The 18,862-nt window shown below is 57.4% G+C and carries 16 protein-coding genes; 8 read left to right on the top strand and 8 right to left on the bottom strand.

Annotation, left to right across the window (positions count from 1 at the left end; translation table 11 throughout):
• Window positions 1-70: 70 nt before the first annotated feature.
• Window positions 71-709 carry a hypothetical protein gene (locus tag AARI_RS03610; RefSeq protein ID WP_041648413.1) on the top strand — a complete coding sequence of 213 codons (639 nt, stop codon included), beginning with the start codon at window positions 71-73 and terminating at the stop codon, window positions 707-709.
• Window positions 710-727: 18 nt separating this feature from the next.
• Here AARI_RS03610 and AARI_RS03605 read toward each other — a convergent pair whose 3' ends face one another.
• From AARI_RS03605 to AARI_RS03590, 4 genes are all read right to left on the bottom strand, one after another.
• Window positions 728-2,017, bottom strand: coding sequence for a cell division protein PerM (locus AARI_RS03605; RefSeq protein WP_013347997.1), 1,290 nt, complete (start codon window positions 2,015-2,017; stop codon window positions 728-730).
• A gap of 105 nt (window positions 2,018-2,122) precedes the next feature.
• Window positions 2,123-2,932 carry an aldolase/citrate lyase family protein gene (locus AARI_RS03600; protein ID WP_013347996.1) on the bottom strand — a complete coding sequence of 270 codons (810 nt, stop codon included), beginning with the start codon at window positions 2,930-2,932 and terminating at the stop codon, window positions 2,123-2,125.
• Window positions 2,917-3,702 (bottom strand): 2-oxo-hept-4-ene-1,7-dioate hydratase, encoded by a 786-nt coding sequence (hpaH, locus tag AARI_RS03595; RefSeq protein ID WP_013347995.1) that lies wholly within the window; start codon window positions 3,700-3,702, stop codon window positions 2,917-2,919. The genes AARI_RS03600 and hpaH overlap by 16 nt, the downstream gene beginning before the upstream one ends.
• Before the next feature lie 240 nt (window positions 3,703-3,942).
• Window positions 3,943-4,626 (bottom strand): CE1759 family FMN reductase, encoded by a 684-nt coding sequence (locus tag AARI_RS03590; protein WP_013347994.1) that lies wholly within the window; start codon window positions 4,624-4,626, stop codon window positions 3,943-3,945.
• Window positions 4,627-4,776: 150 nt separating this feature from the next.
• On the opposite strand from AARI_RS03590, the gene kynA reads away from it, so the two are divergent.
• Together kynA and AARI_RS03580 are read left to right on the top strand one after the other, a co-directional pair.
• Window positions 4,777-5,643 carry a tryptophan 2,3-dioxygenase gene (kynA, locus tag AARI_RS03585; RefSeq protein ID WP_013347993.1) on the top strand — a complete coding sequence of 289 codons (867 nt, stop codon included), beginning with the start codon at window positions 4,777-4,779 and terminating at the stop codon, window positions 5,641-5,643.
• Entirely contained in the window at window positions 5,633-6,472 is an 840-nt protein-coding gene (locus AARI_RS03580) for a PaaX family transcriptional regulator (RefSeq protein WP_013347992.1), read from the top strand. The genes kynA and AARI_RS03580 overlap by 11 nt, the downstream gene beginning before the upstream one ends.
• Here the strand turns inward: AARI_RS03580 and AARI_RS18915 are convergent.
• Entirely contained in the window at window positions 6,469-7,839 is a 1,371-nt protein-coding gene (locus AARI_RS18915; protein WP_013347991.1) for a CoA transferase, read from the bottom strand. The two genes, AARI_RS03580 and AARI_RS18915, sit on opposite strands and share 4 nt — an antisense overlap.
• 112 nt (window positions 7,840-7,951) lie before the next feature.
• Window positions 7,952-8,698, bottom strand: coding sequence for a resuscitation-promoting factor Rpf (rpf, locus tag AARI_RS03570; protein ID WP_013347990.1), 747 nt, complete (start codon window positions 8,696-8,698; stop codon window positions 7,952-7,954).
• A 623-nt stretch (window positions 8,699-9,321) separates the two neighbouring features.
• On the opposite strand from rpf, the gene AARI_RS03565 reads away from it, so the two are divergent.
• The gene (locus tag AARI_RS03565; protein ID WP_013347989.1) at window positions 9,322-10,500 is read left to right on the top strand and encodes a YihY/virulence factor BrkB family protein; all 1,179 of its coding nucleotides are present in this window, start codon (window positions 9,322-9,324) and stop codon (window positions 10,498-10,500) included.
• On the opposite strand, the gene AARI_RS03560 is transcribed toward AARI_RS03565, so the two are convergent.
• Window positions 10,483-11,202 carry a M50 family metallopeptidase gene (locus tag AARI_RS03560; RefSeq protein WP_013347988.1) on the bottom strand — a complete coding sequence of 240 codons (720 nt, stop codon included), beginning with the start codon at window positions 11,200-11,202 and terminating at the stop codon, window positions 10,483-10,485. The genes AARI_RS03565 and AARI_RS03560 overlap by 18 nt on opposite strands.
• A gap of 158 nt (window positions 11,203-11,360) precedes the next feature.
• Here AARI_RS03560 and AARI_RS03555 point away from each other — a divergent pair, with 158 nt between their 5' ends.
• Window positions 11,361-11,681, top strand: a complete 321-nt coding sequence (locus tag AARI_RS03555; RefSeq protein WP_013347987.1) for a hypothetical protein — start codon at window positions 11,361-11,363, stop codon at window positions 11,679-11,681.
• A 77-nt stretch (window positions 11,682-11,758) separates the two neighbouring features.
• Window positions 11,759-15,214: a TM0106 family RecB-like putative nuclease gene (locus tag AARI_RS03550; RefSeq protein WP_013347986.1), complete on the top strand. Its 3,456-nt coding sequence runs from the start codon at window positions 11,759-11,761 to the stop codon at window positions 15,212-15,214.
• Between the two features lie 21 nt (window positions 15,215-15,235).
• On the opposite strand, the gene AARI_RS03545 is transcribed toward AARI_RS03550, so the two are convergent.
• Window positions 15,236-16,459 (bottom strand): polysaccharide deacetylase family protein, encoded by a 1,224-nt coding sequence (locus AARI_RS03545; RefSeq protein WP_102598459.1) that lies wholly within the window; start codon window positions 16,457-16,459, stop codon window positions 15,236-15,238.
• A gap of 259 nt (window positions 16,460-16,718) precedes the next feature.
• Between AARI_RS03545 and AARI_RS03540 the strand changes: the two genes are divergently transcribed.
• On the top strand, window positions 16,719-18,179 hold the full coding sequence (locus AARI_RS03540; protein ID WP_013347984.1) for a DUF3375 domain-containing protein: 1,461 nt from the start codon (window positions 16,719-16,721) through the stop codon (window positions 18,177-18,179).
• Window positions 18,176-18,862, top strand: coding sequence for a DUF4194 domain-containing protein (locus AARI_RS03535; RefSeq protein WP_013347983.1), 687 nt, complete (start codon window positions 18,176-18,178; stop codon window positions 18,860-18,862). The genes AARI_RS03540 and AARI_RS03535 overlap by 4 nt, the downstream gene beginning before the upstream one ends.

Raw genomic sequence — 18,862 nt, 5'->3', positions numbered from 1 at the left:
GGTGGTCCGGTCTTTGGCTAGACTTCTTGGCGTACGTTCACAACAGTTCTATGTAAGGAGCCAGGCAGTGATGCCAAAGGCACATCTGGGAAAAATTGCGGCATTGACTCTCACTGGACTCCTGTCCTTGAACGCGTGTTCGGCTAGCGCTCCGCAGACCGAAGAATCTTCTCTTCCCGTTCCTTCGGCTGAAGAATTCCTGCCGCTTCTGGCGCAAACGCAGAGCGATGGCGACAAGCTTCCAGAAGGTTTTGAAGACACCGACTCCTACGACGCGCAAACCCGCCACTTGTTGGCCACTTCAGATTTCGGCAAGCACTATGTTGCTGTAGGCAACGAGGGCCAGCTGTGCATGGTGACCATACCGAAACCGGAACAGAAAGATGGCGATTTTGAAATCGCTGGCACCACCTGCCCGACCATGGACTACGTGGTGGAGAACGGTGTTCCGCTGAAGGTCGATGGCGGAGAGAACAGCCTGGAGGTCGTCACCTATCTGCTGCCTGCCGGTATCAGTTCTGTGACCGTGGAGAACTCGATGACTGGGCTTCGCGCTGAGCACCCGGATATCAAGGCTGAAGACATCCAGGTAATCTCCGAGAACGATGCGGTGCTGCTGGTGATGGAAGAAGCAACGGCCAAGGAACTTGGCACGATCACCATCAATCGCTCCGAAGCCGATCCGCTGGTTCTGGCCAGCCTGACCTAGGAGTTTGCTGGCGCGACGCTAGCCTTCGAGTACCGGGTCGGTCTCGAACAGCGGTGCAATCAAGTAGCCGATCGCGGTGCCCACGCCGATTTGCAGGGCCAGGGCACCTGCGGTCGCCCACATATTAGGGCCGATCTCCACCAGCCGGCCGATGGCCAGGGAGCCAGAGGACATCCAGGAGCCAATCAGGCTCAGCAGTCCGGTGACGATGCCCGTAAACACTGCCAAGCATGCGGTCGAGGCGGCCAGCGACAGAGAATTGAATGGAATGCGGCGGGCGAACCAGTCTTCGAGGTGGTTCTCGCCCACGCGCAGGAAGTACCAGCCGGCCACGATGCCTGCAGCCACCGGAATCAGCAGGAAGAGCCACTGATGCGCCACTTCCCCTGAAGGCAGCGAAGCGAGCATTGGAATCGATGGGAGCGGGCCGACGGTGGTTTCCAAGGTGGATAGGGTGCTGCCGGTGCCAATGCTGAAACCGCCGCCGCTGATCCATGACAAGACCCAGAACACCGCATTAGGGACATAGGACAGCTGCACCAGGGTCAACGTCGCGGAACCGATGGGGCCCGGACGCAATTCCTGCGATACGTTGGCGACATCTGTCCAATGCACGCCGAGGTTAATGGTCAGCAGCAATCCGGAGATTCCCACGGCGGCCACATATCCGAGGAATCCGGCAACGATTACATGCCACACGTAGGAGCCTGCCCAGCGGCGGTGCGGTGAAACTCGCTGGATATATGCGGCGGTATCGACTCCGAAAAGCCGGGCCCAGGACCCCGCCTCGCGTCGAGCGCCGATAATCAGGCCCACCAGGGCAATGATCAACGGGATGAATGCCGCGGCGAGGATATTGACCTGCGCGTAAGCATTATTCGCCAAGAACCCGATACCGGTGCCGATGGCGCCATAGGCTACGAATGCGCCAAGCAACCCCTGCCACAGCTGGTCGGTGTAGGAAGCGCGAGCGATGCGGCGTCCTGCCCGCAGGCAGAAGAGGAAAGGCAACAGCGATAGTCCCAGTGGGATCAGCGTGGCCCATCCGGTCACCGAGCTGGGGTCAGCTTCGGGGCCGAGGTTCAAGATCTCCACGGGCACCCCGTGGATGAGCAGCCAGATGAATCCGGCGAACTGCAAAATGGTCTCAAATGAGTCTTCGAGGAACCCGCCGCTGAAGTAGACGGCAATCAATGGCAGGGCGATCAGGGCAAGGCAGAAGACCACTGATTGCAGGATCTCGAAGACCCCCTGCAACGCCAGGGGCATCGGCCAGCCGTTGCGCAGGCGCAACATCACTGTCTTCATGGGTTTCTTTTCGCGGCTCATCAACTTCAATGTTGCCATCATTGGCGCCGGCCGACCTCGATCGACGCGCAATGATGAGCTGAAGGGTTGCCTAGAAAACCGGTGCTAGTAGCTCTGCGGGGCCTTGCTTTGGGCTTCGGAGCTGAAGCTTGCAGCCAGTGCTTCGGTGGCACGGGCTAGCAGCGCCACATCGGCGCCTACACCGACGTAGTCCGCGCCGGCGTCCATGTATTCGCGGGCGCTCTTCTGGTCGAAGGCGTTAACCCCGGCGTACTTGCCAGCGGCCTTGGCGGCGTTGATGGACTTGAGCACGGCAGCGACCACATCTGGGTGGCTCTGCTGGCCAATGACTCCCATGGAAGCAGCCAGGTCCGAAGGCCCGATGAAGATTCCATCCACGCCCGGCGTGGCAACGATTTCCTCAACGTTGCGTACTGCTTCATCCGCTTCGATCTGCACCATGATGGTAATGGTTTCATCAGCACGGGTCAGGTACTCGGGAATGCGGTTCCAACGAGCTGAGCGAGCCAGTGCCGACCCGACGCCGCGCACGCCCTTAGGCGGGTACTGGCAGGCGGCTACCGCGGCGGCGGCTTGCTGGGCGTCATTGACCATCGGGATGATCAGCGATTGCACGCCCAGATCCAGGTACTGCTTGATGAGCACCGGGTCGTTGACCGCCGGGCGGACCACAGGAACTACTGGGTAGCTGCGTACCGCTTGCAGCTGGGCCAGGACATTTTGCAGGTCGTTGGGCGAATGCTCGGCGTCGATGAACAGCCAGTCGAATCCCGCGCCCGCGCAGATTTCAGCAATCAGCGGCGAAGCGGAGCACACCCAGACGCCGGCCAACGAGTGGTCCGCGTCCTTGAGCGCGTCTTTCAGCGATGAATCTGGTTCTACTCGAAATGACATGTGACAGTTCCTAGCGGTCCGTAATCAGCAAAAACGGTGTCTCCTGCGTTGACCCACATAGGGCGGGTGAAGGAGCCAGCCAAGATGATTTCTCCGGCTTTGAGCTTGTCTCCGTGCGGGGCAATCTTGTTGGCCAGCCAGTAGACGCCTGCGGCCGGATGGTTCAGCACACCGGCTGCGACGCCGGTTTCTTCAACAGTCTGGTTCTTGAACAAGATGCCCGAGACCCAGCGCAGGTCAATATTTTCCGGCTTGACCGGATTGCCGCCAATCACCATGGCGCCCATGGCCGCGTTGTCGCTGATGGTGTCCACAATGGTGCGGCCTTCCATCTCCACCCGGGCATCAAGAATTTCCAGCGCAGGAATGACATATTCAGTAGCTTCGAGTACGTCGAAGATGTTCGCTCGTGGACCTTCGATGTCCTTCTTGAGCTTGAATGCCAGTTCCATCTCGACTCGTGCACCGGTGAAGTCTTCCCACTTCAGCTTTGCTCCGGAATCGTAGACCATGTCATCGAAGATGATTCCGTAGTCCGGCTCGGTGATTCCGGTAGCCATCTGCATGGCTCGGGAGGTCAGACCGATCTTGCGGCCAACCAACTCACGGCCGGCGGCTTCGGAGCGCTGGCGCCACAGATTCTGAACTCGATAGGAATCTTCAACCGTCATTTCTGGGTAACGGGCAGTCAGACGTGGCACGGGCGTGCGCGTCTGGCCAGCTTGGACCAGCTCATCGGCAATGGCCGTGATTGTTTCCTCGGATAGCATCGGCGGCTACACCTTTCGCTTCTTAATTCAAACCTTTTGGAGCTGTCACAATGTCGAAGAAATGACCTGGCTCACGGTTCTTGATCGTACCGAGCTTCGAGAATGATGGCACATCGTACTAACATTTTCGCCTACTTATGAAGGGGCTGCCAGTTTGCACAGTGCATCAAAACTGATCCCACCGCCTGCGGCAGGTCCGAACTGCAGGCGGTGGGATCAGGCAGTCGAAGCAAGAGTGTCTCAGGAGCCGGATTTGAGGTTTGCCAGCAGGGATTCAAACGGCAGTGAGCTGAGCTCATCGTCTGGATCAGCAAATTCACTCACCGAGGGAGCAATGGAACGAGTATCGCTCAATTGCGTGCCAGTCGATGAGGTCCCGTCGCTCAGTGACAGTGCCAGAACAACTTCCCGCGCAACCCGGCGAGCGCGATCCGAGAGCGTTCCGGAGAGCCCTTGGCCACCGAAATCTTCGGACGCGGCAAATATGGTTGTCGACATGATGTGCGCCCGGAGGTAGGAGAAGATCGGGCGCATGGCGTAGTCGATAGCCAGCTGATGACGCTGGGTTCCTGCCGTGGCGGCCAGCACCACCGGCTTGCCGCTCAGGGATTTAGGGTCCAAGACATCAAGGAAAGACTTGAACAGGCCGGAGACCGAGGCCGTGAACACCGGGGTCACGGCAACCAGCACGTCTGCTTCTGTCACTGCATCGATGACGTCCTGCAGGCCCGGTGCGGCGAATCCGGTGAGCATGTTGTTGGCAATGTCGCTGGCGTGCTCGCGAAGTTCAACATTGCGCACGTGAGTTTGCACCCCGGCTGACGCAAGCTGATCAGCAATATCCTGCCCGATTCGCGAGCCCAGCAGCGAGGAGCTCGATGGAGTGCCCAAGCCGCCGCTGATGACAACTATTGATTTGCCCATTGCTTCTACCCTTCACTGTTTATATGCGTATGCATGTATCAACAGCGGTGGCACTGAGGGTATTCCCAACACCGGCCCTCAGCTGGTTCCGAGCCCCAGAACAGATTTTCACTATTATGACGGTCGCAACTTTATTGATATTCTCTGCCTATGAGCAATCACCAGCCACAGACCGAGAATCAGCGCGACATTGAAGACGGTGTCCGCACGGATTTCAAAAACACCATGTCCTACGGCAGCTACCTCGACCTGGATCGCATCCTGTCAGCACAGCACCCGGTCAGCGTTCCCGAGCATCACGATGAAATGCTGTTCATTATCCAGCACCAGACCAGCGAACTGTGGCTGAAGCTCATGCTCCACGAACTCCTGGAGGCCCGCCGCCTGCTGGAGGTCGACGATTTCGGCAAGGCGCTGAAATGCCTTGCTCGTGTCAAGCACATCCAAAAGACCCTCACCGAACAGTGGTCCGTACTGGCAACATTGACCCCTCGCGAATACGCGCAGTTCCGCGACTTCCTCGGCTCTTCTTCCGGATTCCAGTCCTTCCAGTACCGCGCCGTCGAATTCATTCTGGGCAACAAGCACGAAGGCATGCTCAAGGTCCACGAAGCAGACCCAAAGGCCCACGAGGTACTGACCAAGTTGCTTCACGAGCCAGGACTGTACGACGTCTTCCTCGCCGCGTTGGCCCGCCACGGCTACGCCATACCCGAAGAAGTGCTCTCCCGCGACGTGACCAAGCCATGGGCATTCCAAGAAGCGCTGGTCCCGGTATTCAAGGACATCTACGAATCCGAGGACACCCGCTGGGGCTTCTACCAGGCCTGCGAGGACTTGGTGGACGTCGAGGATAACTTCCAGGCCTGGCGTTTCCGCCACATGCGCGTTGTGCAGCGCACCATTGGCTTCAAGCGAGGCACCGGAGGCTCTTCGGGCGTCGACTTCCTCAAGCGCGCCCTGGACCTGACCTTCTTCCCCGAGTTGTTCGCGGTGCGTACCGAAATTGGCAAGTAATACTTCCCTCTCGGCACTGAGCCTCGATGATTTCGAGGCCCGCACCGGAAGTGCGACCTCGATTATCCGCACGATTACCGGTCTCTATGTACGACATGAGGCAGCTGGCGTGGCCCGCACCCAGATCGTGGAGCTGGCTCATGCCGCCGGAGTTTCGGTCCCAGCAGCGCAAACTGCGATCTCGCGGCTGATCGATCGCCAGGTGCTGGAAGCCTCGCAGGCTTCCAGCTTGCACGTTCCACACGCAGCGCAACAGATGTTCGAGCGTGGGGCCCGAAGAATATTCACCCCGCGGCAAATGTCAGGAACCGACCCGTGGTGCCTGGTGGCCTATTCGCTGCCCGAGGCCTTGCGTTCTCTGCGCCATCAAATACGCAAGCATTTCTTGCAGCTGGGCGGAGGCATGGCTTCAGCCGGGCTCTGGATTTTCCCGGAGTACCTGCGAGCAGAAGTAACAGCGGTGCTCAGCGCCCTGGGTGCCAGGGACCATGCGACGCTTTTTACCGCTCAGCAACCGCATTTCCCGGGGACGCCGCAACAGGCTGCCGGAGCATGGTGGGATCTCCAGCGCCTCGCCGCGCTGCATGAAGCGTTCCTGGAAAATACTGCAGCCGTGGATGCCCAGGACATCGCCCCGCCCAACGCCTACCGGGGCTACGTCACCATGATCGACTCATGGCGGGCCCTGCCCTACCTGGATCCCGGGTTGCCCGAGTTCATGCTGCCGGCACAGTGGCCCGGCGCCGAAAGCCGCGAGCGCTTCATGGCATTATCCGAGGCCCTGCAAGAACCAGCATCGGCGTTTGCCCGTTCGCTTCTGGACAGCTAGTTCCAGACTGGCTCATCTTGTCCATACACCGGCGGCGGCTTGGCAAAGTCCAGCTCTCGACCAGCAACGCTGAACGGTGGACCGACGTATTCAAGTTCGCCATAGGAACTGCTCATCCGCCGCAGCTGCACCTCGCCCAAAGACTGCACGGGCGGGTGCGGAGCGTCAAAGGCAAACAGGGCATCGGCTGTGCGCGCTAGAGAGAAGCGCACCGAACCAGTTTGCCGCTGGACACGACGTGCACGCACCAAGGCAATGACCGCCGCGGCCAGCCCATACCCAGTGGCATGGTCAAGCGCCTGCACGGGAAGAGCACCGGGGCGATGCCCGGCATCACTGCAAGCCTGCGAAATACCGGTTGCGGCCTGCACAATGCTGTCGAACCCGCGCCGCTGCGCCCACGAGCCTTCGAAGCCCCATGCGCTTAGTTCAGCCACGATCAAATCCGGGTACCGTTCACGCAATTCATCCAGCCCAAGCCCTGCACGGGCCAGCGCACCCGGCCGATACCCCAAGATCAGCGCGTCGGCTTCTCCCAGCAGCTCATGGAGCCGTGCTTGCCCGGGTGCGCTTTTCAAATCTAGGAGCGTACTGCGCTTGCCGAAGCCGGTATCCACATGCTGCCAAGCAAGCTCCGGAAGCTGGGGTGCGTCCAAGCGCAAAACCTGCGCCCCGAAGGCGGCAAGTGTTCTGCTTGCAGTCGGCCCTGCGATCACTCGGGTAAGGTCCAAGATTTTCAGTCCTTGAAGCGGCATCTCTGTCCGCTGGCCATATGTCCACGACGACGTTGAACTTGCCTCACGCAAGCTGAATTGCGCCCAAGGCCCACGGCCGGACTCACTGCCTTCTGCTGAATTGAGCCACTGTTGACGGGATCGGACCACAGCGGCGATACCACCGGCCGAAACAATACGTTCCTGGGCTTCCCTGGCACCAAGATGCCTGAGCACATCCTCGATCCCGGATCCTGAAGCCATGCCCAACGCTGTTAGAAGTGCGCGCTCATGATGAGGATAATTGGCGTGGGTTCTGATCCAGCCATCCATGCACCGATAGAATCCCGAATATTGCGCGAAGCCCTGCGTCCTCTGCCCCTCAATGCGCAGGTGGCTTGAGGATCCGAAAGCAGCACCGATGCTTGGAGTCGATGAAGCTAGTTTTAGCTCCGCGCCAGCCAGGGCGTCGAGCGCCGCGCAAACCAAGCTCACCGAGCCGGCGGCGAGCCTCTCCACGTTCAACGGACCGCCCCACCAAACTGGTGGGCCGGATACGGAGTCGAGATCCCCCATCCCGAGCAACTGGTGATCATAGAACCCAGTTCCCAGGATGCTCTCTACTGACTGGCGCTCATCATCTGCTGAGAACATGCGCCAAGCCTACTACCGTGAAGATCTCACCTATATATAGGCAGCTTTTAAGAGCAGGAAACCCGCGGTGCTTCAATTTGAAGCACTGCGGGTTTCCTGAAGCTCTGCGAAATTAGTTCGATGGAACGTTCAGAGTCTGTCCAACCATGATCAAGTCTGGGTTGGCCAGCTGGTCATCATTCAAGACGAACAGGCCACGCCAGTCCTTGACACCAAGCTGGTCAGCAATCTTGGCCAGGGTATCGCCAGACTTGACGGTGTAGTCCTTGCCCGAATCGGTTACGTCAATGTTGAACACTGGCGCCTTTGGTGCTGGAGCAGCATGCTTAGGAGCTGCCTGCTGCTTTGGAGCCTGCTTCTGGACAGGAGCCTGCTGCTTAGGTGCAGCCTGCTTTGGTGCAGCCTGCTTTGGTGCAGCCTGCTTTGGTGCTGCCTGCTTTGGTGCTGCCTGCTGCTTCGGAGCGGCCTGCTGCTTAGGAGCCTGCTTCTGCGGAGTCGAGGAGCCCGAAGGGGAACCGCTAATGCCCAGCTTCGCAGTACATGCTGGCCATGCGCCCCAGCCCTGAGAGGCCTGGACCTTGGTTGCAATGCGAATCTGCTCTGCCTTCGATGCCTGGTGTGGCATGCCCGAACCGCCAAAGCCCTTCCAGGTAGCCAGCGAGAACTGCAGGCCACCGTAGTAGCCATTGCCGGTGTTGATTGACCAGTTACCACCGGACTCGCACTGAGCCAGTTTGTCCCAGGTGCTTGCAGCGTTTGCTGGTGCGGAAGCGGCCACGATTGCGGTGCCTGCAACTGCAACGGCGGCCAGCGAGGCTCCACCGCGACGGATCAAGTTTTTGGTCTTCTGCTGGATCATGATTCTCCAGTGCTCTTCCCGCGCTCAAGTCTTCCTAGACCATCTTCGTGCACCGCTCAGCGTCGCATTTCGACTTTGATTAAATACTGCCCTGGTGAGCGGTTTGGAAGTCCCGGCAGTACCTGTTTCCCCATAACACTGCGAGTGTTATCGAAACGTTATGAAAGACCATAACCCACCACCCCAGCCCCCTCGCAACTCAGGGAACGCCCAGAAACCCCGTAAACACAGGTCAATCGGTCGGAAAAAATTTTTAAATCAGTCCCCGAATCCGTCCTCACCCCCACATCAAGTAGCAAAAATGTTACTTTTCAAAAGTGGATAATGGTCAGAACTTTGTGATATAGCTTTCAATCCACTCACGGGCTGTATTCAGCTCCTTTGAGGATGCCTTTGCGCTCCCTATAAGTCCCGAGTTCGCGCTTTGGAGACAAAGTTTTCCAGAGCATCTGCGCCATATTTTCGGGCGAGAAGTTCCATGGCGCAACCACCGTTCCAGAATTTTCCCGACGATGAACACACCGCAAGGTTCACACACCCTGTCAACTGAATTGTCCTTCGGTAATGTGTTTCATAAAGCTAGGGCTGTAGGTTTGATTTCATCAGTCAGACAGGGGAACTCAATGCCAAATCAAAACGGCAAGACCAAAGACCGCTTCAAGGAATCTCTGAACTGTTATCCCCGAGCATTGCGGGAATTCTTTCGCAACGACGGACTAGATGTAGCCGCTTCCCTTTCCTATTTCATGGTTCTTGCCATGTTCCCCGGTTTGCTGGCTTTGATCTCGCTTCTGGCATTGGCCGGCGCCAGCGAAAGCGGCACCAAGTGGATTATGGAGTTGCTCGAGCAAAGCCTTGGCGCAAGCGGACAATCGTCCGGTGGCGACTCGCAACAGCTGCTCGACACTGCCGAACAATTGCTCGAAGGCTTGGCCTCTCAAGCTGGCGGCACGTTCTGGACAATTCTCGCTGGTTCGCTCGGTGCCCTGTGGAGCACTTCTGGATACGTCACTGCATTTAGCCGCGCACTGAACCGGCTATATGGTGCCCCCGAAGGCCGCCCGCAGTGGAAGCGCCGCCCACAGATGTTCCTGATTACCGTGCTGATCATGCTCGTTGCCGTCGTCACCTTAGTGCTCGTGCTGGCTTCTGGCTCTGTGGCACGAGGAATCGGCAACATTTTTGGTTTGGGTGACGGTTTCGTCCTCATGCTCAACATCGCGAAACCACCGATCCTGCTCATCATGCTGTTGCTGGTTCTAGCGTTGCTGTATTACTTCACTCCCAACGTCAAACCTAGGAAATTCCGCTGGTTTTCACCTGGCACCCTGACGGCTTTGGTAATCCTGGGGCTGTCGGTCTTTGGATTCGGTATTTATGTCTCACAGTTCGCCAGTTACTCGGCTACCTATGGAACCATCGGTGGCGTGATCATCCTGGTTTTGGCTTGCTGGATCAGTAATATCGCGTTGCTCCTTGGTGCATCGGTCGATATTGAATTCATCCGTTTGCGCCAGCTGCGTACCGGTGCCCAGGCGGTCGATGATGTCCTGCTTCCGCTACGCGACGACACTTTGATTGCCAAGCAGGAATTGGCGGCATATAAGGATCTTGTCCACGCGCAGGAAGTCCGCATCAACCACGGCGGGGATCCGCTCGAAGATATGGAGATGGACCCTGTTTCAGGGCCAAAGCGAAAGACCAAACTGCTTCCAATGGGGCTGGTCGCCGTGGCAGCGTGGACTGCTGGTCGGTTGAACGGCAAACGCGTTCTACGCAGGAACTCAGAAGAGTCTAAATAGGCTCAGCATTGCCCACAGCAGACCGCCCGCGCCCAAGGAACTAATCGCCAAGAGCCACAACGTAGCAAAGGTTCCGGTCGCCTCTGCGATCAAATACGCGTCGGACTGCGCGAGATCCCGACGCCGCCAGATGTGCACCGAAAGCAGCTTCACGAAATCTTTCAGACCGGCCAGCAGCAAGAAACCGGCAATGAGTAAAGCAAGGTAGAGGTACGCCTCGACAGGTGCATAGAAAACCACCGACAACGCAACTACTGCGCTGATAATGCAAACAACAAATGCTGGCCAGTTGCGCACAAAGATCAGTGCAACGAGGAACAGCAACGCATAAATCCCTAGTGCCCGCCCGGCATAGCCAGAAGCAATCCCCCAGAACATCACGGCTGAAACCCACAATGGCGCTGGATATCCGAAGACCCCCGAGATGATCACAGAGAGCTTGCCTCGGCCAACACTGCGCACTTCGCCCGAATGGTCCCACCCCAACCGCAACCCGGCAACGTATCTTCCGGTGAACAGGGCCGCAACGATATGGCCGAGCTCATGAACCAGGGTGCTGTACAACCCGGTAATGCGCCACATCGGCCGCGGCACCACCAACAGCAGAATCACGAGCGCGACGATCAACCACTGCCACTGTGTCAAAGCCACGTTCACCGGCTGCGAGAGCCGCTCCCAAGCCTGGGCAATATCCAGATTCATGCTTGTCTCCTTAGTGGCCTTCGGTAGTACTCATTCTTGCAAGCTCCATTGCTTCCCCTGCGACTGGTGAGTACATGTCCCGATTTTCTTGGAAACATCACAGGTGCTGGGCATAGTCTGCAAAGAGAAATACTTCGCAATATCTCTGAAGGAGTCCCATGTCTCGCATCGCTTCAACCGCTCTGGCCGTCACCGGCCTGCTGGGCGGATACGCAACCGGTCGCGCCACCAAGAAGCGTCCGCTAGCCGCTGTAGTGCTCGGCACAGCTGGTACCGGTGCCTTCCTGCTATGGAAGAAAGACGCTGGAACGACAAAAGCCATCGCCTTGATCAGCGCCTACCTCGGTGGCTTCGGTGCGTCCCATCCGCTAGCCAAGAAAATAGGTGCATGGCCGGCCGTGAACTCGGTGACCGCTGGCGTTGCCATCCTTTCACTTCTGCTCGGTGGTTCTGACAAAAATCAAGAGGAGCTCTCCTAAGCGGGAACAGTGAATCTGTCGGGGTCTGGTGCTACGTTGACTAGGTAAGAATCAAGTCAACGAAAGGCTCAGGCCCCGTGTTCTTTTTAGAGGATAAGTTCATCTTCTCTGCCAGTGACCTGTCCATCTCTGTTGACTGCAATTACCAATCGCTTTACCTTCTGGACGTGAAACTCGGCCGACGCCCCCGGCCCGATGGGGTACGAGACGAAATGCTGGAACGCACTGCGGCGCTCGGTGATGCTCATGAGCAGAACGTCCTCAAAGGACTGATAGCTACCTACGGCGAATATGATCCGATAGCCGGAACGGGAGTCAAGCAATTCACGGACCGCCCAAAGATGTCCCAAGCTGGGCTTCGGGCCGCCCATGAAGAGACCATGAAGGTGCTTCGCAGCGGTGCCGACGTCATTTTCCAGGCCACGTTCTTTGACGGAAAATTCCTTGGTTTTGCTGACTTCTTGGTCCGCGACCAGGATGGCACCTGGGCCGTTTGGGATACCAAGCTTGCACGCCATGCTCGGGTCAGTGCCTTGCTCCAGATCGCGGCCTACGCAGACCAAATGCTGGCCGAAGGCCTACCCGTATCCTCTTCAGCAACCCTTGTACTGGGCGACGGCACACATTCGGTGCATCGGGTCGACGAGGTGCTCCCAGTCTTCCGCGCCCAGCGTGAGCGTTTCTTGAAGATGGTGCGCAACCACCTTGCAGGAGATCAGCCGGCCCAGTGGAATTCCGATGCCCTGCGCTTATGCGGTCGCTGCGATTTCTGCGAAGAGCAATCCCTGGCGACCCGTGATCTGTTGCTGGTCGCAGGAATGTCGATGGTGCAGCGCGAAAAACTCCGGACCCGTGGCATCTACACCATTGATCAGCTCGCGCAGCTGGAAGCTGAACCAGGCACATCCCTGCAACGTGTCACCGAGCAGGCAAAAATGCAATTGGGCCTGGCCAAAACAGATGGCAGCGTCCAAGGCGTCTCCTACCGGGTGAAAAACGAAAAACCCATCTCGTCATTGCCACGTCCAGATCAAGGCGATATCTTCTTCGATTTTGAGGGGGATCCGCTATATCAGGATCCTTCCGACGGTTCGTGGGGGCTGGAGTACCTCTTCGGCGTCATCGAATATGACACCAATGAGCCGGTATTCAAACCGTTCTGGGCCCATAGCCGTTCAGAAGAACGCCAAGCGTTCTTGGATTTCATCGCCTATGTTGAAGAGCGCCGGCAGCGGTTCCCCCATATGAAGGTGTACCACTACGCCCCCTATGAGAAAACTGCCTTGCGCAAACTTTCGCAGGTGCACATTGCTGGCGAAGACGAGGTTGATCAGTGGCTGCGGGAAAACTTGCTCGTTGATCTCTACGAGACTGTGCGCAATGCTTTGGTGGTTTCGACCCGTTCCTACTCCATCAAGAAGCTCGAACCGCTGTATATGGGAGAGCATCTTCGTTCCGGCGACGTCACCGATGCCGGGGCCTCGGTGGTTGCTTACGCCCAGTACATGCAGGCCCGCAATTCACCGGATCCTGCTGCGGCCGAGGCCATCCTTGAATCGATTGCCGATTACAACGAATACGACTGCCTTTCCACCCTGCGCTTGCGTGATTGGCTGCTTTCGCTCAGCGATGAAGCCCCCGGGACGCTGGCGGATATGCCCGAACCTCCCGCAGCAGGCGAGGAATATGAGCCCACACCCGAAGAACTTCGCCTGCAAAACTATCTTGCGGATCTTCCCCATGGCCAGGCGCTAAGCGACGATGACCGCGCAATCGCCATGGTTGCTGCGGCAACCGGCTACAACCGTCGTGAAAAGAAACAGTTCTGGTGGGAACACTTTGATCGGTTGTCCGTGCCGATGGATGATTGGAGCGATGTCCGAGGCGTGTTCATTGTGGACACCGGAGAAATTCTTGAAGATTGGCACAAGGCCACTGCTCGTGCCCGTACTTACACCCGCGTGACCAGGTTGAATGGAACGCTGGCCGAAGGCTCCTTGCTCTCCCCCGGCTCCTCGGTATTCGCCATGTTCGATGCTCCGTTGCCCGAGGGCATGGAAGTCGACGACTCGGTGCGCGGCGGCGCCTTCAACGCCACCGTCGTTGAGCTGGGCGAAGGCTGGATTACCATCGCAGAAAAATCCAGTGCCAAGATCCCTGAATATGGTGCGCTTCCCTGTGCGTTGACACCAGATAAGCCGTTGGCGACGATGAGCATCGATGCCGCGCTCAAGGAGATCGCCCAACGGGTCGGTGCCACCGTGCCGGTCCTGCCAGAACGTTCAGGAATCGACATCCTGCGACGTATTCCGCCGCGCTTGAAAACCCTGTCGGCCCCGGTTGAGCCGTCCCTTGTCGATGGGCAGGCGCAGATCTATCCTGCTGTGGTCCAAACGTTGAAAGACTTGGATAATTCTTATCTTGCCGTGCAGGGGCCTCCGGGCACCGGAAAGACCTTCGTCGCTTCGCATGTGATCCGAGAGCTCATTGAGCACGGTTGGAAGATTGGTGTGGTGGCCCAATCGCACGCGGTCGTTGAGAACGTTTTACGCAAGGCGGTCGAGGCAGGTGTCGATCCGGATGTCGTAGCCAAAGAAGTCAAACATGATGACCCTGTTCCGTGGTCTGGTACTTCTAAGGATTCCTTGTCTGAAGTCCTGGGCTCTGCTGACGGGGCGCTCATCGGTGGTACTGCATGGACCCTCACCGGATCGAAGGTTCCCGAAGGCAGCCTTGATTTATTGGTCATTGATGAGGCCGGGCAGTTCTCATTGGCCAATACACTGGCCGTTTCGCGAGCAGCCCGCAATTTGCTCCTGCTCGGCGATCCCCAGCAATTGCCACAAGTCACTCAGGGCACTCATCCGCAGCCAGTCGATGAATCGGCGCTGGGCTGGCTCTCCGGCGGCGAACCGGTACTGCCCGGCGAGCTGGGCTACTTCTTGGCAGCTTCTTGGCGAATGCACCCAGCTCTTTGTGCCAAAGTTTCCGCTTTGAGCTACGACCATCAGCTATTCTCGGCAGATGCTGCCGGGTTGCGGTTGCTCGAAGGTACACCGGCCGGGGTCGAGACGGTATTCGTTGAGCATCGGGGCAATACGGTCAGCAGTCCGCAAGAAGCCGAAACTATTGTCCGTTTGGTTCGCGAACATTTGGGCATGATGTGGAGCCCCGGCGCAGGCAAGCCCGCGCGCCCTCTAACCGTTGCCGACATTCTGGTGGTTGCCGCCTACAACGCCCAGGTGAATTTGGTGCGCGAGGTGCTCGAAGCCGAAGGGCTGTCCTCAGTCAAGGTGGGAACCGTCGATAAGTTCCAAGGGCAGGAGGCGCCCATCGTGCTGGTCACCATGGCATGCTCCAGTGCCGCCGACGCGTCGCGTGGCATCGAATTCCTGCTGAACCGCAATCGCGTTAACGTCGCGATTTCGCGAGGCCAATGGAAAGCCATCATTGTGCGCAGTGAGGCGCTCACCGACTACTTGCCTTCGAACCCATCGACACTCTCACAGCTAGGTGCATTCATGGCATTGTGATTTGCAGGCCGGTTGGTCCAGTCATTTTCTGGCTGGATCAATCACGTCCTGGACGTTGAAGAACGTTTCAAGGACGGGACGGTCACCGCGTTGTTCTTTGGCCATCTGCAATCCGTCAACATTGATTCGCATCTGCCGCTGGTAGTTATCGCCTTGCTGCATCCATGAGCGAATGGTCCCATCGATGCCGTAGAAGTACTTGAATCCCTGGTCTTTGAAAAACTCATAGCGGGCCCCGGAGTAGCTCTGGGTCTGGGCAATATCCGAGCCGAAGGGATAGATGTAGTGCATTGTTTTTCCCACGAGCGGCTGCACTTCGTCCTTCCACAGCTTCGTATCCCGTTCTAGCCGGCCCATGCTGACTGTACCGGTGGCGATATGACCCCACGAATGAGATGCGAATACCCAACCGCTGTCCTTCATTGCTTCGGCAATTTCCTTGGCATCCTTTTGGTCAGCTTTCAGAGTTTTACTCTCCGGGTATTGGCTAGCGGAAGTGCGGTAGCCAAACACACCGTTATAACCAGTCATTGCAATAAGGCCACGGGCATCGCGATAGGTGAAATCTGGATGTTCGGCAATGAAGTCATCGACCATCGTGGTGACATCAAAAGCACCGATCTGCGTTTCACCCTGGGCATCCACGTATTCGTTGCGGACCGTCCCATCGCCATCCAGCACTAGTTTGCTCGCGAATCCATCATTTTCCATGTATTCGTAATAGCTCAGGTCATCGACGGACAGGACCAACGGCTTCTTGTCCTTGGGAAGCATGATGTCTCGATATTCCATCTTCCCGTCGTCATCAACGGAGGCAAAATCTTCCGGATTGACCAGCACATAGTCACGCGCATACAACGACTCCAGAATGGCCGTAAATTCCTTTTGAGTCACCATATAGTTTGCGTATCCCTGGGAACTGCTTCCGTCGTCAAAAGCTCTTTCGGGATCAACTACCAGCGAGTGGAAGAACAGATGGGGTATCTGATCTGGATCCTCCCAAGCTGAAACTTGCTCTTTCTCATCTTCGAGACCGCCGACCATCTGGTTCAGTGCTTTGGAACTATCCTTCTTCGCAAGTCTGATTGCGCCGTCGTAGTCATATCCATCTGCTAGCCGATTAATCTCAGCTTTCACGTTCTCTACGCGCGCCTTTTCTTGCTCGGCCTTTTGGACGGCAGCAGGATCCGGCGCCGGGTTCGATGAATCTTCTGCTGCACTGCATCCAGCAACGCTGAGCGTCAACCCGAGAGCAATTGCTAGTCGTAGATTCCTCATTACCCTCGACCTCCGTGACCTCCACGGAACTATCTAATCCGGTGGAAAACGTGTTGTCATCTAGTAATTTCGACACTACACAGGAAGTGCTTCGGGCAACAGCCTTTGCGATGACTTCTCTGGCGGGAGCTGCGTCTTACATTCAACGTTTAGGGAGCTCACATTTTGAACAGAGCCCAATGATTTAGAATTGATTGGTTACGCGTCTCAAAGATCAAGGAAGTACATGCAGCCCTCGCACCGCGCGAATAGTTTGTGGCTTCAGTCCCAGCAGTTCAAAAGCTCGGCAGCGTATCGGCTTCTGACCGCACAACCATGGGCGTTGGCATTCATTCGTGCAGAATTCACCGCAGATCGTTCCCGAGTCGCATTGGAACTGTTCCATGCCTCGTTGGATTCTTTCTTAAAGCAAGCACGTAAAAGCGATGACCAGATTCCGTCCTCATACTCGGCGCAGGACTTCGCCGAGACATGGGTAAAACAAGGAATCCTGGCGCGCCCGCTGATCGATGGCCGGTTCATCTATGAACCGAGCGCGCAAACTTTGCGCACCCTGCGTTTCCTCGCCGATTTTTCCACCGATGATTCGCACCTGAACTCATCGCGCCTGAACACTTTACTCTCTTCGCTAGAGTCCCTCGCGCACGAGACAGACCCGGACCCCGAAGCGCGTATTCGCGCCCTCGAATCCCAAATCGCATTGCGCCAGGCCCAAATCGATCAGCTCCGCAGCGGGGATGATCCTGCTGTGCTTTCACGCACCACAGCCTTATCGGCGACCCGCTCCGTACTGGATCTGGCGTCCAGCTTGCCGGCGGATTTCCGCCGCATGCGCGATGGCGTCCAAGATATGCTCCACTCTTTGCGAGAAGGCATTCTGGACGCTTCCACCGCCAAAGGCGTAGCTGTGGGCCAAGTTCTTGAAGCAGATCGTCAATTGCGTTCCACCGCCGAAGGTGAAACCTTCAGCGGATTTACTGAATTCCTGAATTCTCCCGACGCGCAGCAGCGTTTCCGTGCCGCATTGGCCGAAGTTCTCGAACGCGACTTCGTAGATGATCTGGAGACTCCAGAACGCCAAATCCTCACGAATCTGTTGCGTGAACTGCGGCGCCAGGCAGCTGAAGTCCATGCTTCGTATGGCAAGCTCTCCGAATCATTACACGCATTCGTACAGTCCGAGGATTACAAGCAAGCAGAGCTGCTGCGGCAAGCAGTGCGTGAAGCTGAACTGGCGATCAGCAAGTCCGCTAGCCTCAAGCCACGAAGCGGATTAACCCCTATGGAGCTTTTCGCCCCGCAGTTTGTCACCCTTACCGGTCTGGGCATTTACGACCCCTCAGAGCACGTGGCTCCCCCACCCCTGGCGCAAGCCCCGGAATTCAGCGAAGCGGATATCGTACGTAATCCGTCCACTCCCCAGGCAGATCTGCCGTTGCTGCGTGAATCCATCACTCGGAACCTGAATTGCTCCGGCTCCGGTGCGATTAGGTTGGATGCCGTCTTTGAAACTCTGGATGCCGAGCACCGGCATTTGAATACCATTCGCGCTCTGGTGGAAATCGGGCGCACCAACGGCGAATCGTTGAACGAAAGCGAACTGCTGAACATCGATTTCCAACAACTCGATGGTTCCATGCGAACCGCCATACTGCCCGCATTAAGCTTTACGAAGGAGCCGCTATGACCAAGAGCGATTCATATGCCGCACCGATCACCGAACCACTGTTTGACGGCGACACCGGAACATTCACGTTGCCGCTTCGCCAGCTACTGGTCAGGTTGCTGCGCGGCCCCTACCTTGATGGTTCTGTGGATGCCGCTGCATGGCAGCTATTGCTGGATCAGCAACAGAGCATCAGCGATTACTTCGCTGAAATTTTCTTGGCATTGAGCCTTGATATGGACCGCAAAATCGCCATGCTCACCCCGGTGCAGATCGAACAGGTCCATACCTCTCCTATCGCTCCGCGGCGCCCGCTGAAGCGTGATGAAACACTGCTGGCTTTGCGGCTGCGTCTGCTGCTCGAACAGCATTCGGGCAGTGGAAGTGACGCCGTGATCTCGCGTGCAGGTATGCACGAGGTCTTGGCAGAACACCGCCAAGCTACCGACCGCGATGACAAGCGCTTCGCCGAGTCCTGCGATGCTGCGATTACCCGTCTGCAAGCCTTGCGTTTGCTCACTGGGACCGAGCTGGAAAATGAGTTCCGCATTTCCCCAGCCCTGGCGATGGCATTGCCGATCACCAATATCCAAGACATTCCGCGCTATATTGCGGCAATCGATGCTAATGACCCGGCCTTCAATCTGTCAGGTGATGACGCTGAAGGCCTAGCAGAGCAGACCCCCGAGTTGGTGCAGGAGTAA

This window comes from Glutamicibacter arilaitensis Re117, from assembly GCF_000197735.1.
Lineage (GTDB): Bacteria > Actinomycetota > Actinomycetes > Actinomycetales > Micrococcaceae > Glutamicibacter > Glutamicibacter arilaitensis.
Note: the sequence above shows the minus strand (reverse complement) of the source record. Positions and strands in the feature narration are given on the sequence as shown.